Annotated in this window: 12 protein-coding genes; 2 read left to right on the plus strand and 10 right to left on the minus strand. The window is 51.5% G+C overall.

Annotation, left to right across the window (positions count from 1 at the left end):
- Window positions 1–38 precede the first annotated feature (38 nt).
- Window positions 39–1,955 carry a dihydroxyacetone kinase operon transcriptional regulator DhaR gene (gene dhaR, locus P9J57_RS16060; RefSeq protein WP_028714859.1) on the plus strand — a complete coding sequence of 639 codons (1,917 nt, stop codon included), beginning with the start codon at window positions 39–41 and terminating at the stop codon, window positions 1,953–1,955.
- A gap of 67 nt (window positions 1,956–2,022) precedes the next feature.
- On the opposite strand, the gene lpxO is transcribed toward dhaR, so the two are convergent.
- The 9 genes from lpxO to proB all read right to left on the minus strand — a co-directional run bounded on the left by lpxO (window position 2,023) and on the right by proB (window position 10,625).
- Window positions 2,023–2,934 (minus strand): lipid A hydroxylase LpxO, encoded by a 912-nt coding sequence (gene lpxO / locus P9J57_RS16065; protein ID WP_028714858.1) that lies wholly within the window; start codon window positions 2,932–2,934, stop codon window positions 2,023–2,025.
- Window positions 2,935–3,235: 301 nt separating this feature from the next.
- Window positions 3,236–4,984, minus strand: a complete 1,749-nt coding sequence (locus tag P9J57_RS16070) for a glycosyl hydrolase family 28-related protein (protein ID WP_015700885.1) — start codon at window positions 4,982–4,984, stop codon at window positions 3,236–3,238.
- 199 nt (window positions 4,985–5,183) lie between these two features.
- Window positions 5,184–5,474, minus strand: coding sequence for a hypothetical protein (locus P9J57_RS16075; RefSeq protein WP_013024790.1), 291 nt, complete (start codon window positions 5,472–5,474; stop codon window positions 5,184–5,186).
- Window positions 5,471–5,818, minus strand: coding sequence for a DUF7940 domain-containing protein (locus P9J57_RS16080; RefSeq protein ID WP_013024789.1), 348 nt, complete (start codon window positions 5,816–5,818; stop codon window positions 5,471–5,473). Before P9J57_RS16080 ends, P9J57_RS16075 begins: the two co-directional genes overlap by 4 nt.
- The gene (locus P9J57_RS16085; RefSeq protein ID WP_013024788.1) at window positions 5,815–6,282 is read right to left on the minus strand and encodes a lysozyme family protein; all 468 of its coding nucleotides are present in this window, start codon (window positions 6,280–6,282) and stop codon (window positions 5,815–5,817) included. The genes P9J57_RS16080 and P9J57_RS16085 overlap by 4 nt, the downstream gene beginning before the upstream one ends.
- Window positions 6,283–6,478: 196 nt before the next feature.
- The gene (locus tag P9J57_RS16090; protein ID WP_013024787.1) at window positions 6,479–6,757 is read right to left on the minus strand and encodes a transcriptional antitermination N peptide; all 279 of its coding nucleotides are present in this window, start codon (window positions 6,755–6,757) and stop codon (window positions 6,479–6,481) included.
- Window positions 6,758–7,179: 422 nt separating this feature from the next.
- Window positions 7,180–7,899 carry an XRE family transcriptional regulator gene (locus P9J57_RS16095; RefSeq protein ID WP_110286405.1) on the minus strand — a complete coding sequence of 240 codons (720 nt, stop codon included), beginning with the start codon at window positions 7,897–7,899 and terminating at the stop codon, window positions 7,180–7,182.
- 359 nt (window positions 7,900–8,258) lie between these two features.
- Window positions 8,259–9,512: a glutamate-5-semialdehyde dehydrogenase gene (gene proA / locus P9J57_RS16100; protein WP_110286404.1), complete on the minus strand. Its 1,254-nt coding sequence runs from the start codon at window positions 9,510–9,512 to the stop codon at window positions 8,259–8,261.
- 9 nt (window positions 9,513–9,521) lie between these two features.
- The gene (gene proB / locus P9J57_RS16105) at window positions 9,522–10,625 is read right to left on the minus strand and encodes a glutamate 5-kinase (protein ID WP_024471994.1); all 1,104 of its coding nucleotides are present in this window, start codon (window positions 10,623–10,625) and stop codon (window positions 9,522–9,524) included.
- 351 nt (window positions 10,626–10,976) lie between these two features.
- Between proB and ompC the strand changes: the two genes are divergently transcribed.
- The gene (ompC, locus tag P9J57_RS16110) at window positions 10,977–12,095 is read left to right on the plus strand and encodes a porin OmpC (protein WP_015700888.1); all 1,119 of its coding nucleotides are present in this window, start codon (window positions 10,977–10,979) and stop codon (window positions 12,093–12,095) included.
- A 218-nt stretch (window positions 12,096–12,313) separates the two neighbouring features.
- Here the strand turns inward: ompC and crl are convergent, their stop codons facing one another.
- Window positions 12,314–12,715 carry a sigma factor-binding protein Crl gene (gene crl, locus P9J57_RS16115; protein WP_015700889.1) on the minus strand — a complete coding sequence of 134 codons (402 nt, stop codon included), beginning with the start codon at window positions 12,713–12,715 and terminating at the stop codon, window positions 12,314–12,316.
- Window positions 12,716–12,783: the final 68 nt, after the last annotated feature.

The following is a 12,783-nucleotide window of genomic DNA, read 5'->3' on the forward strand; positions in this document are numbered from 1 at the left end:
TGCTGGGGGGATCCTATGGTCTTTCAGCGGAAATGGATATGACAGTGTTCGCGCCCGAGAGCGATAAACACGTTTCAGCGGTGATAGCTCAGTCATGGCACCGCTGCAGTAAATACATGCAGCGGGATAACTGGCAAGCACCGCATCAGGCACAGGGATTAACTTACGCGTCGATTTGCCGCCGCAAAACCGCCCTGCTCACCATTGGCCAGGCCACGCTTGAGGATGCGTGGGAATATATGGCGAACCGCCCTTGTGCGCTGTTTATTCTTGATGAATCCGCCTGTATCTTAAACCGTTGTGGCGATGCACAGACGCTGCTGGATCTTGAGAAATTAGGCCTGCAGGAGGGGAGTTACTGTGCGGAAAGTATCATCGGTACCTGCGCCCTGTCGCTGGCCGCGCTTGAAGGCCAGCCATTAAAAACCAGCCGGGAACAGCATTTCAAACGGGCTCTTCATACCTGGTCTTTCTGCTCTACACCCATATTCGATAATCACGGTCGTTTATTTGGCTCTATCGCGTTGGCCTGTCTTTATCAGGATCAGGCGCCCTCCGATCTCTCGCTTACGCTTTCTGTTGCCCGGGAAATAGGCAATTCACTGTTAACAGACAATTTGTTAGCCGATTCCAACCGCCATCTGAACCAGCTTTATGGCCTGCTGGAGAGCATGGACGACGGCGTCATGGCGTGGAATGAGCAAGGCGTCCTGCAGTTCCTGAATGCTCAGGCAGCCCGGCAGTTGCACCTTGATGCCTTAACCAGTCAGGGAAAGAATATCGCTGACCTGATCACGCTGCCGGCTCTGCTGCGCCGGGCGATTAAGCAGGTAGAGGGATTAAAACATGTGGAAGTCACCTTCGAGAGCCAGCATCAGTTTGTTGATGCGGTGATTACCCTGAAACCCATTGTTGAAGTTCAGGGCAACAGCTTTATTTTACTGCTCCATCCGGTTGAGCAGGTCCGTCAACTCATGACCAGCCAACTGGGTAAAGTCAGTCACACCTTTGAACAGATGCCAGAAGAGGATGCCGACACGCGTCGTTTAATACATTTTGGTCGTCAGGCAGCCAAAGGCAGCTTTCCTGTCTTACTGTGCGGGGAAGAAGGGGTAGGTAAAGAGTTGCTGAGTCAGGCAATTCATAATGAAAGTGACCGGGCAAGCGGCCCTTACATTGCGGTTAACTGTCAGCTTTATGCCGACAATACACAGGGAGAGGATTTTACAGGCAGTGCACCCGGCGAGGATAGAGATGGCCGTTTAAGCCGTCTGGAACTGGCCAGCGGCGGCACGTTGTTTCTGGAAAAGATTGAATATCTGACACCCGGACAGCAATCTGTCCTGCTTCAGGTCATCAAGCAAGGCGTGCTGACTCGCCTTGATGCGCGGCGGCTGATCCCCGTTGATATTAAAGTGATTGCCACGACTACCGTTAATCTGGCCCATCTTGTGGAACAGAATCGTTTTAGCCGTCAGCTTTATTACGCATTACATTCCTTTGAGATTGCCATTCCGCCCTTGCGCGCGCGGCGTAACAGCATTCCCTATTTAATTAATCACCGCCTACGCAGGCTGGAAAAACGTTTTTCCTCGCGCTTTAAAGTTGATGACGAGGTGATGACGCAATTAATGGGTTATGGATGGCCCGGTAATGACTTTGAATTAAACAGCGTGATTGAAAATATTGCTATCAGTAGTGAACATGGCCATATCCGATGGAATAACCTACCAGAATCGCTTTTATCTGAGCAACCTGACAATGCCGCAAACGCCTCTCTGCTGCCGGATAATCTGTCATTTAGCGCGATTGAAAAAGAAGCGATCCTCCAGGCTGCCCGCATGACTCAGGGCAAAGTACAGGCGATGTCTGATCTGCTACACATCGGCCGCACCACGTTGTGGCGAAAAATAAAACGATACGCGATTGATGTAAGGCAGTTTAAACCCAAATAACGGTGTTCACTGCCTGTATTATGGGTTCAGCCAGACGCTGAGTGCTGTTCTGGCTGTCATTCCCTTTCTACATCACGATACTCGGCACGATGATCGCAAGGAATATCAGTACAATCGAGGAGTGCTTAACCCAGTAATAGACTGTCCTGTTCCGTTTTTTTAAATTCTGTCCAGCATCGCGAATCGCATTGACGTATTTAAAAATGCGGTTGATGAAACCCGTTTTGTCATTTTCGTCATTGGGTGAGGCTGCTGCCGACATCAGGGTACTGCCTACCCAGTGATTAATGGCCTGTGCCCAGCGCCACTTCATAGGACGCTCAATATCGCAGAATAAAATGATACGCGTTTGCTCACTTTCATTCTGTGCCCAGTGCACGTAGGTTTCATCAAAAATAACCGCCTGCCCGTCGCGCCAGCTGTGACGCTGTCGATCCACCTCAATAAAGCAGCGGTCATCGTTGGGCGTCACAAGGCCGAGGTGATAGCGCACCGATCCGGCATAGGGATCGCGGTGTTTACCTAAATGACTGCCCGCCGGCAGCTCTGCAAACATCGCCGCTTTGACTGAGGGGATTTTACTGACCAGAGCCGTGGTGACCGGGCAGAGCTGCTGGGCAGACGGATGTGCGTCGCTATACCATTTAAGGTAAAACCGTTTCCAGCCACGCTTAAAAAAGGTATTAAACCCTGCATCATTATGGCTTTTGGCCGCTTTGATATGATCCTGAAGACGTATCGCCTCTTCGCGAATGACCTGCCAGTTATCGGTCAACTCGCGAAGCTCTGGAAATTCCTCTGTCGAAAAATAGGGCTGTTTCGCTGGCAATCTTGAAAAGCCTGTCATGAACATATTAACAGGTGCCATAAAGGTCGAGTGATCAAACAACTGACGCGAGAACTTTTGTTTTTCTACACCGCGCGAGTGTGCATAGATTACGCTAATAATAAAAATACCAATAATGATGGCAGCCACCATACAACGTGTTCCTTATGTTGCAAGAATGGATGGTTTCTTGCGGAGATTTAATGGAAGAATAATTTTTAGTATTAAATTGCAAAATTTTTTGTCAAGTAGTGCGCTTTCAGGTATTACTCCCGCAACCTGATTTGACGTCGTTTAACAATCGTTTAAATAACAAAGACTGGCATCAATGCGTTCCACGAATATATCCGGCAGGCATTCAGATCCCGATAAAACCAAAGAGCGGCGGAAGAGACAGGTACTGCGCTTAAAGCAAAAAAAAGCGAGGCCGAAGCCTCGCGTAGGATTGCCAGCGTTAATCGTAATAAGGGACTTTACGATCGGTACCGTTAATATTGATGAGCACAAAACCCGTCGGCGTTGTTTTATTGGTCGGCGACCCCGCCGCCGTGGCGAGGGTTACCACGCCTTTTTCATTGGCGCCCACGCCCGCGACGCCATTATGTAACCCAAAGCGTGCGGCAGGCTTAAGCGTGCCCACTTTCGATACGTCATCCACCAGCGACAGGTCACTTTGAAACAGGGAACAGGAACCCGTATCAAAGCGTGTCGGACCGGTGGTTTTGAGGTTAAACATGGTTTCACCACTGTTGGCTCGCAGCTTAACCCAGATACCGGCATAGGTGGTTCCCACACGGTTATAGCGAATGTCCATCACCGCAGGCTGCCCCATATGGCAGGCATCTGCCCAGACCGTATCCAGCCGCTGCAGGTTGATCCAGGTCTTGCCCGTGCCGGGCATATTGACGGGCGAGCCTGCCGTACCTGAAGGCGTGGTGTTATCCGCTTTACCGATCAACTCAATGACCCACTGTTGATTGGGTGCCGGGAAAAATACCTGTCCAAGACGATACCAGTTATCCGTCTCCGTATTGTTCACTACCTTATAGCCACTAAAGTACCCGGCCCGCAGCGAACCGCTCATGAAAGTGCCGTAGTTCTCGTCACGTCGATAGCCGTACTCGAAGGTAGAAAGCCACTTGCCTGCCACAAGGTCCTGGCTGAGCTTTGAACCTGACTGCAGGTTAATATGACGCATTACCACGCGGGCGTTGTTCAGTATTAATGGGGTACTGCAGTTCTCGACGTTGAGCGTATCGATGGTCCAGCCGCCATCAGACAGATCGCCGGGATTGCGCGTATGTTCAATCCAGACGTTACGCATAATCGCCTGCGTCATACGCGGCATATACAGCGTGGCATCACCATAGCCCGTCTGGAAATTCGCATTGCATAACTCAACGGCCGTAGAGTGATCCCAGACGCCTTTGGGGGAACCTGACCAGCCGATATCGAAAACGCGCGAGTAGGTGGTATTGGTATAGATTTGCTCAAACTTACTGTCGAGCGTGTCCTGCAGCTTAAAGATGGTTCCACCGCTGCGCTGCCCCCGAAAGCAGCTGATATTAACGATTTGCCCTGCCATACAACTGTTTTCAAAAAACGGCTGAACATTGCTGCACATTTCAGGGGTAATGGTGGCCGTGTTGGTGACGGTATCCGCCGTGGCCTGTCCGTCCCAGGTAATCCCACGAATGGTGGTGCGCCGTGCCTGAACTTTGAACAGGGTATTGGCACTTTTATCTGACACGATGGTGGTGCCGGGCAGAGAACCCAGCGCCAGATCGTCCCCGGCCAGGCCAAAGAACGGGATTTCTGCATTGCTCAGATCCATGGGCATAATCAGAAAACGCCCGCCCGGGAAACGTACCGGCAATCCCTTCATATTCTGGCTGTAAGTTTGTGACCAGCCGAGAATACGTTTAAACGCATCGGTGTCATCCGTGACGCCATCGCCCTTGGCCCCAAAATGCAGGATGTTCACTTCTCGCGGATCGTTGATTGAACGCTTCCAGTAGAAGCCGTTTCCTATGGCTACCGTACCGCCATCATCTTTTAAAATCGTGGTGCCGGTAAACCCCACAAAATCGCCGCCGCCACGAAAGCTGGAATCTTTATCGTAATAGCGTTTCAGTACGGCAATTTCACCTGGTTTTGACGGCATGGTCGTACGAAGCTCAGCAAATGAGTTAACTTCAATCATGATATCCTCCTCAGGATAATAGGCTGTAAATCAGAAGGTTAAAGAATCTTCGGCAGCGGAATGACCACACAGGACATCCCATAAATCGTTATGGCTGTTAATGGCGCGCACGGTGCGAATGTCGGCCTTATTGGCGTCATCGCCATGGGTATAAATCGGGGAAAAGAGGATGCAGGCTGAATCGCGATAAATGATGGGCTCAGGGTTGGTGATATTTGGACTGCTGCAGCTTGTCGCGAGCAGCAGCGTCATCAAGATTAAGGTTATCAGTCGCCACACGCTTCGCCTCCTCACTATTGCGTTGCTGTTGATGAGTAACATTCGCCATGCGATTTGCCTCTTGCCTGGCGCTGTCAGCTTCCGACCGGGCTTGCTGTTGCACCTTGCCGATTTTCTTACCTCCGACGTAGCTGGCAACGACGGCGATGATCAGTGCACCCATCGCCGCCAGCCCGTGCCAGCCGCTGGTAAACAGAGAAAAAAACGTCATGATGCCTCCTCTTTGCTCTGGCGCTTTTCATTCAGCAGGTTTTTCTGGCGAACAAATTGCGCAATGACGCCCATCGCCACCATAAAGGCGCCAATGAGACCAAGGTAATTGTGGGGAAGGATGCTCTTCACATCGTCAGGCAGCGTTTGCCACGCACTGAGGGCAGACGACGGAAATGACTGGACCCAGGCGCTGAGCATTGACCCCAGCGAAGCCAGCCATACAGACCAGGTTTTAAATAACAATTTGGCATGGGAAACGAACTGCAACGTGGTGAAACGCTGCATCAGCAGCAAAATAATGATGACGGTCAGCACGGCAATGATGAAAAATAACCATCTCATAGCAGCCCCCGGTAGATGTCATAGTTACCGCTACGCATGACTTCAGCATGACGCCTGACGCGCCCGGGGGTTTGCCGGGCCCAGAGACTGTTGAGCATGGCATCGCCCGCCTCCGTAAAATGCTCACGCGTGATGGCACTGAGCATATTTTTAAACTGCAAAACTCCGTCAACGCCCAGTTGGTATGCCATGCTCATCAACACATCGGTTCGTGCGTCATTGCACTTTGCCAGCGCCTGCTTCAGGGGAGCGCGACTTTGCATATCCGTGATTTTGTTTTCCAGAATGCACTGTTTCCACACATCGCCCACCCGACGCGGCACCCGCAGCACATAGTTACTTAATGACGCCCCTTTTGGTCCGATACGAATCCCTCCGGCAACCGTAGGAAACCCCAGTGAATCGAGATAGGGCATTTCGGCGTAACCTTCTTCGAAATTCAGTATTGCAATAATCTGGCTCATAGAAACTCCTCAGTGATGATGCAGGCAGCCCATCCACCATGAAAAAACATAAAGCAAACTGATTAGTGCCAGCGATAAACGCAGCGGCAGAACGGTTAAAAATGCAGCAGCACTAACGTTTTGCCTAAAAATCAGGCACAGGAAGGGAGGATGGCGCGGCCTGCTACAGGCAGTGGATCGGTGACGGTCGTCGCGTTCAGCGAACCGCGTAAAGGTGAACATGGGGCAGACAGCAGTTATCAAAACCTGAAATCTCTTTGCTTCTCCGCTGTGGCGCGCTTACCGCGCGGTCAACCACAGAAGTAACCTGCCGCTGACAAATTTGTTCAGCGCGTCGCAAAGGTCGGGGTTCGGGTGGGTAGTTAAGCGCATCGTCGATGCTTTGTTTGAGACGGTTGAGAGGTTGACGCCGCTGATGACGGCGGGTACGTGCGTTGCCGATGAAAACGCTTTTGCCATAGTGAATTATCGCCATAACTCCTCCTGTGAATGAGTCTTTGGCGATAGGGTGGCTGGCGAGTGTTTTGGGTCTGAAGAACAGGCTCGAATGTCGCTGAAAGCTGTTCGCAGGCGCACCTCCCGGCTGAATAATCAGTCAGGTGGAAGGGTCAGCAAAAGGGAACAGGCGGCATCTGACGACGCTGCATTAGGCGCATCCACCCCATCCCAAAGCTCATTAGCTTTTGGGGGGGTTGATTCGCGCTTGTGCAGCGCCTCAATTGTTTAAGAGCGTTTCATCCATGAGGTAACACGTTGTTTCATCCATGTTCAAATTATTAACAGGTTCTTATGCTTTATCAAATACCACTAGTTAATTTATTTTTAACTGAAAGTTAACTTTTTGAATTTAGGCCGATTATTTTTTTACAGAATATGCGGGCAGGCCTGCTGGATGGCCTATCCCAGAATATGATACTTCCGGGCCTGACTCATAATGACTTTAGCCAGTACGTTTAAACTCCCGACATCGTCTCTGTCGAGATACCAGGTTTCGTAACGTTTGTTGTCCGATATGACGGCAATTCTTTTGTGTTGCAGCTGCAGACGCTTGAGATACAGCTGCTCATCCAACGTAAAAATGTAGATACCGTCTCCGTCAAAATTCTGAACGCTTATGTCAACAAACAGCTGATCGCGCGGGCCAAAGGTATCGGACATGGCATCGCTGTTTATGGCAATGAGCCGGATATGGTCGGCAGGACGGCCGCTGAACAGAACCCGGGCCTCATCCTGATCGTATTCAATGGCCTGAATGATTTCGACAAAATCATCGCCTACCGCTGACTTTTGCCCTAAATCAAAACTGTTCACGCGAAAGGTGTTTTTTGGGCCGGGAAATGCGTGAAGGGGATAGGATTCCGGAGGCTGATCCATACCGTGTTGCAGCCACTCAACCCTGACGCCCAGTAACTGGCTGAGCGCGAGTAAATTGCCATTATCGGGTACGGACTGCGCGTTGAACCATTTCCACACGCCCGGTGCTGAAATCTTGCAACCCTGGCGTTGTAACGCACAGGCGACCTGTTTATTGCGTCCGTGTCCAGTAATGCCCGCACTTTCGCAGGCTGCAATCAGCCTGGCGGTGAAAGCTTGTCTGGTACTTTCTTTTTTAACCATTAGTTAATAATTGACCGTGAAAGAGGCGCTGAATGTTCTTTTCATTTTTGCTACCAGTTCATTTTATATTACCGTCAGTTTACTACCTAACAGCATGACTTAGCATTTCTGATTATTTGTCACCCTATCACCGCACAGCGAACCACAAAATGCGTCGGCAAGCCGCGTGCAGTCTCACTTTTCAGTCATTCTTTGTAAAAAAAGGCCAGGCTACTGAATCGTCCTGGTCGATCAATATCATTCTGACGGCTTAAAAACGCATCAAAAAACGCAAGACTCTACCATTGAGTGGCGCGGAAAAAGCAGCATAAAAAAAACGGGAGCCTGAACAGGCCCCCGTTTTATTTTAAAAAATGCAGTTATGCACGCAGGGTGTCATCACCCCAGGCAATCCATTTGTAGGTGGTCAGCGCTTCAAGCCCCATAGGGCCGCGGGCGTGCAGTTTTTGCGTACTGACGGCAACTTCTGCGCCCAGACCGAACTGTGCGCCGTCGGTAAAACGTGTACTGGCGTTCACGTACACCGCAGAAGAGTCCACCTGCTTCACAAAGCGGGCCGCATTCTTGGTGCTACGCGTCAGGATAGCGTCGGAATGTTGGGTGCCATGCATACGGATATGCGCAATCGCCTCATCCATATCAGCGACCAGTTTGACGTTCAGATCGAGCGACAGCCACTCATCGTCATAGTCGCCCGCTTTCACGGCCGTTACGCTGGCAGGCCCCTGTTGCAGCCGCGTCAGAACATTGGCATCAGCATGTAAGGGGATATTTTCTTCGGCCATGCGCGCAGTAAAAGCCGGTAGAAAACGATCGGCAATCGCGGCGTCAATCAACAGCGTTTCCAGCGAATTACAGGCGCTCGGACGCTGTTTTTTGGCATTGACGATGATGTCCAGTGCAGGGGCAATGTCCATGGTGTCATCGATATAAATATGGCAAACCCCGATTCCACCGGTGATCACCGGGATAGTAGAATTTTCCCGGCAGAGCTTATGCAGGCCGGCCCCCCCGCGCGGGATCAGCATATCCACATACCGATCCAGTTTGAGTAGCTGATTGACTAACTCACGATCCGGATTTTCGATAGCCTGAATCGCCGCCGCGGGTAAACCGTGCTGCTGAAGGGCAGTCTGAATCACCCGCACCGTCGCTGCATTGGTGCGCCACGTTTCTTTCCCGCCGCGCAGAATCGCGGCGTTGCCGGTTTTCAAGCACAGGCTGGCGACGTCCACGGTAACGTTTGGACGCGCTTCATAAATAACCCCCACCACGCCAAGCGGTACGCGACGGCGCTCAATGCGCAGCCCACTGTCCAGCTGGCCGCCATCGATCACCTGCCCGACCGGATCGGCTAACTGGCAGACCTGGCGGACATCGTTGGCAATCGCGCTGAGGCGCGCCGGCGTTAAGGTCAGACGATCGAGCAACGCGGCGCTCATACCGTTCTGTCGCGCCTCGGCCAGATCCTGCTCATTCGCCGTTAAAATAATCTCACTTTCTGCTTCAAGTCGGTCAGCAATCGTGAGCAAAACCTGATTTTTATCGACTGCGGACAGGTCCGCCATCGCCCAGGCTGCGGCACGCGCCGCCTTTCCCATTTCTTCAAGCATATCTGTTCCTTAGCTGACGATCATATCGTCACGATGTACCGCAACCGGCCCGTACTCATAGCCCAGAATTTCGCTTATCTGTTGACTATGATGCCCTGCGATCATGCGCATCGCGTCGCTGTTATAGCGCGAAACGCCGTGGGCGATATCGCGCCCCTGCAGGCTGCGGATACGGATGACTTCTCCACGGGAGAAATTGCCCTGAATCTCGCGGATACCTTTTGGCAGCAGTGAGCTGCCGCGCTCGATAATGGCGGCAAGCGCGCCGTCGTCCACGGTAATTTCGCCTGCTGGCGGGGCACCAAAAATCCAGCGTTTGCGGTTTTCAAGCGGCGTTTGCTGCGCATGAAACAGGGTGCCCACCGGCTTGCCCGCAATGACATCGCTAATGACGCCGCTGCGGCTGCCTGCAGCAATAATCACATCGATACCGGCGCGGCAGGCAACGTCTGCGGCCTGCAGTTTGGTCGACATTCCGCCCGTTCCCAGTCCGGACACGCTGTCGCCCGCTAAGGCGCGCAACGCATCATCGATAATATGCACATCGCTGATTAATTCCGCCTCTGGGTTATGACGCGGATCGGCAGTAAACAGCCCCGGCTGGTCGGTCAGTAAGAGCAGCTTGTCTGCCCCACCCAGCATGGCTGCCAGCGCAGACAGGTTGTCATTGTCACCCACTTTGATTTCAGCGGTGGCAACCGCGTCATTTTCATTGATGACGGGCACGATGTGATTATCCAGCAAGGCACGCAAAGTATCGCGCGCATTAAGAAAGCGTTCACGATCCTCCATATCGGCGCGAGTCAGTAACATCTGACCGATATGAATGCCGTAGATGGAAAACAGCTGTTCCCACAGTTGAATAAGACGACTTTGCCCCACGGCAGCTAACAGCTGCTTTGAGGCGATGGTAGGCGGCAGTTCGGGGTACCCCAGATGCTCACGACCGGCCGCCATCGCGCCGGAGGTCACAATCACAATACGATGGCCGGCGGCGTGCTGTTGCGCGCACTGACGCACTAATTCCACCATGTGCGCTCTGTTTAACCGACGCGATCCGCCGGTAAGAACGCTGGTACCCAATTTGACCACAAGGGTCTGACTGCCACTCATGTTGTCCTGCCGTAAAAAATTTCTGTGAACCGACTTTTTAACAGGTGCAGTGAGGGAAGCCAACAGCCAGTAAGGGAAAAACTGCAAATTTCGCAGAGCGTCAATTAGACCAAAAGTTCCCTGTTAACAACAAAACATCAAAATTGTCATTAAAAGTTCATCGTTGATCGGTAAAAAGTCCGTGTTTTACAAACTTTTTCATTGATGCCTCAAAAGTTTTCTTGTTGTAACAAGGCGGCAACTGAATGCCCCCCGGCCTGTTCACTGAGCATCCGGAGAATAAAGGCAGCCATGCCTGTAACAGGAAGACGTTGAGGACAAAAAAATTTTACTCATTGGGATTGATAGCAAATGAAGAAAAGTACACTGGCAATCGTGGTATCTGCTCTGGCCCTGACCTCTGCTGCGCAGGCCGCTGAAGTTTATAACAAAGATGGTAACAAGCTGGATTTCTACGGCAAGGTTAAAGCCGAGCATTACTTCAGCGACAATGCCGGTGCTAACGGCGATAAATCTTACGTGCGTATTGGTTTTAAAGGCCAGACGCAGATTAACGATATGATGACCGGCTACGGCCAGTGGGAATATGAGTACAAGGCAAATAACTCTGAAGGCAGTGATGCTAACCAGAACAACAAAACTCGTCTGGGCTTTGCCGGTCTGAAATTCTCTCAGTACGGTTCATTTGACTACGGCCGCAACTACGGCGTGCTGTATGACGTTGAGTCTCTGACTGACGTCTTCCCGGAATTTGGTGGTGACGGCACGGCACGTACCGACAACTTTATGGCACAGCGCGCTACTGGCGTAGCGACCTACCGTAACACCAACTTCTTTGGTCTGGTGGACGGTCTGAAGTTTGCTCTTCAGTATCAGGGTAAAAATGACTCGACTTCTGCAAACAGCCGTACAGATACCTCCCGCCAGAACGGCGATGGTTTTGGTGCATCACTGGGCTATACCATTCCTGATTCTGGTGTAAGCGTATTAGGTGCGATCACTTCATCTGATCGTACCAATGCCCAGGTCGCGGGAACCTATGGTCGCGGCGATAAAGCCACATCATGGGGTACTGGTTTAAAATATGATGCCAACAGCGTTTATCTTGCGGCGATCTATACAGAAACCCGTAACATGACGCCAATTTCAGTTCCAGGCAGCTTCAGCAATACTACAGGTACAGTAGGTGGTTTCGCCAACAAAGCTGACAACCTGGAACTGGTTGCGCAGTATCAGTTTGACTTCGGCCTGCGCCCATCCATTGGCTACGTGCAGACCAAAGGCAAAGATATCGAAAACGGTATCGGCAATGCTGACCTGGTTAAATATATCGACGTGGGCGCGACCTACTACTTCAACAAAAACATGTCGACCTTTGTTGATTACAAAATCAACCAACTGGATAAAGACAACAAGCTGGCGCTTAACAACGATGACGTTGTTGCTGTCGGCCTGACCTACCAGTTCTGATGAATCTGAGTCTTACCTGGCGAGAGGGACTGTCGAGGGAATGACGGCCCGCGCTATGGAGAGGCTTAGTGCTTTACCCTCAATGTGAATGTGTCTATTAAAAGGGCGAGTTGCAAAACTCGCCCTTTCCTTTTCCTGTCGCCCCATGACCCTGTCTGCCTGCAGATACTCTGGCTGCCTGAGGCGGGTACAAAAAAGGCCCTCGCAGGGGCCTGATGTCAGGCGCTGAGTTTTACCGGTTTTTCATCAAAATCACTGGCAGGCACCAGATCCAGTTCAAACTCTTTCAGCATCTCTTTTAGACGGCCGTGGAAATTACGTAACGTTTCTTCCACGCGGGCGTTGTTATCTTTGCCCTTGATCGTAGCGACAGACCAGTCGCCTTCTTTGTCAAACAGACCAATGTGATAAACGTAGGTAAAGTGATCGGCGTGCGCTTCCAACTCCATCCACCAGCCCCAGAACTCACGCAGTTCGGGCGCAGGTTTTACATTCACGCAGGCAGCCAGGCAGTCGAAGAAAAAACGGTTTTCACTACACTTTCCATCACGGATGTAAGGTCCTAGTTCCGTGAAGCGTTTAAGCAGGCGACTGCGGGGATGGCCACTCGGTAACGTCATGCTAATTCTCCATAAGGACAGGCTTTATATTCCGAACCGTAGCAGCCATGCTGCTCTGTCTTTCGACG

This window comes from Pantoea sp. nfd-35, assembly GCF_056892255.1.

Excerpts from the sequence above, each read along its gene's own strand:
- dhaR (WP_028714859.1), top strand. The coding sequence starts at position 39 with ATGACAGTGTTCGCGCCCGAGAGCGATAAACACGTTTCAGCGGTGATA.
- lpxO (WP_028714858.1), bottom strand. The coding sequence starts at position 2,934 with ATGGTGGCTGCCATCATTATTGGTATTTTTATTATTAGCGTAATCTAT.
- P9J57_RS16070 (WP_015700885.1), bottom strand. The coding sequence starts at position 4,984 with ATGATTGAAGTTAACTCATTTGCTGAGCTTCGTACGACCATGCCGTCA.
- P9J57_RS16075 (WP_013024790.1), bottom strand. The coding sequence starts at position 5,474 with ATGACGTTTTTTTCTCTGTTTACCAGCGGCTGGCACGGGCTGGCGGCG.
- P9J57_RS16080 (WP_013024789.1), bottom strand. The coding sequence starts at position 5,818 with ATGAGATGGTTATTTTTCATCATTGCCGTGCTGACCGTCATCATTATT.
- P9J57_RS16085 (WP_013024788.1), bottom strand. The coding sequence starts at position 6,282 with ATGAGCCAGATTATTGCAATACTGAATTTCGAAGAAGGTTACGCCGAA.
- P9J57_RS16090 (WP_013024787.1), bottom strand. The coding sequence starts at position 6,757 with ATGGCGATAATTCACTATGGCAAAAGCGTTTTCATCGGCAACGCACGT.
- P9J57_RS16095 (WP_110286405.1), bottom strand. The coding sequence starts at position 7,899 with ATGGTTAAAAAAGAAAGTACCAGACAAGCTTTCACCGCCAGGCTGATT.
- proA (WP_110286404.1), bottom strand. The coding sequence starts at position 9,512 with ATGCTTGAAGAAATGGGAAAGGCGGCGCGTGCCGCAGCCTGGGCGATG.
- proB (WP_024471994.1), bottom strand. The coding sequence starts at position 10,625 with ATGAGTGGCAGTCAGACCCTTGTGGTCAAATTGGGTACCAGCGTTCTT.
- ompC (WP_015700888.1), top strand. The coding sequence starts at position 10,977 with ATGAAGAAAAGTACACTGGCAATCGTGGTATCTGCTCTGGCCCTGACC.
- crl (WP_015700889.1), bottom strand. The coding sequence starts at position 12,715 with ATGACGTTACCGAGTGGCCATCCCCGCAGTCGCCTGCTTAAACGCTTC.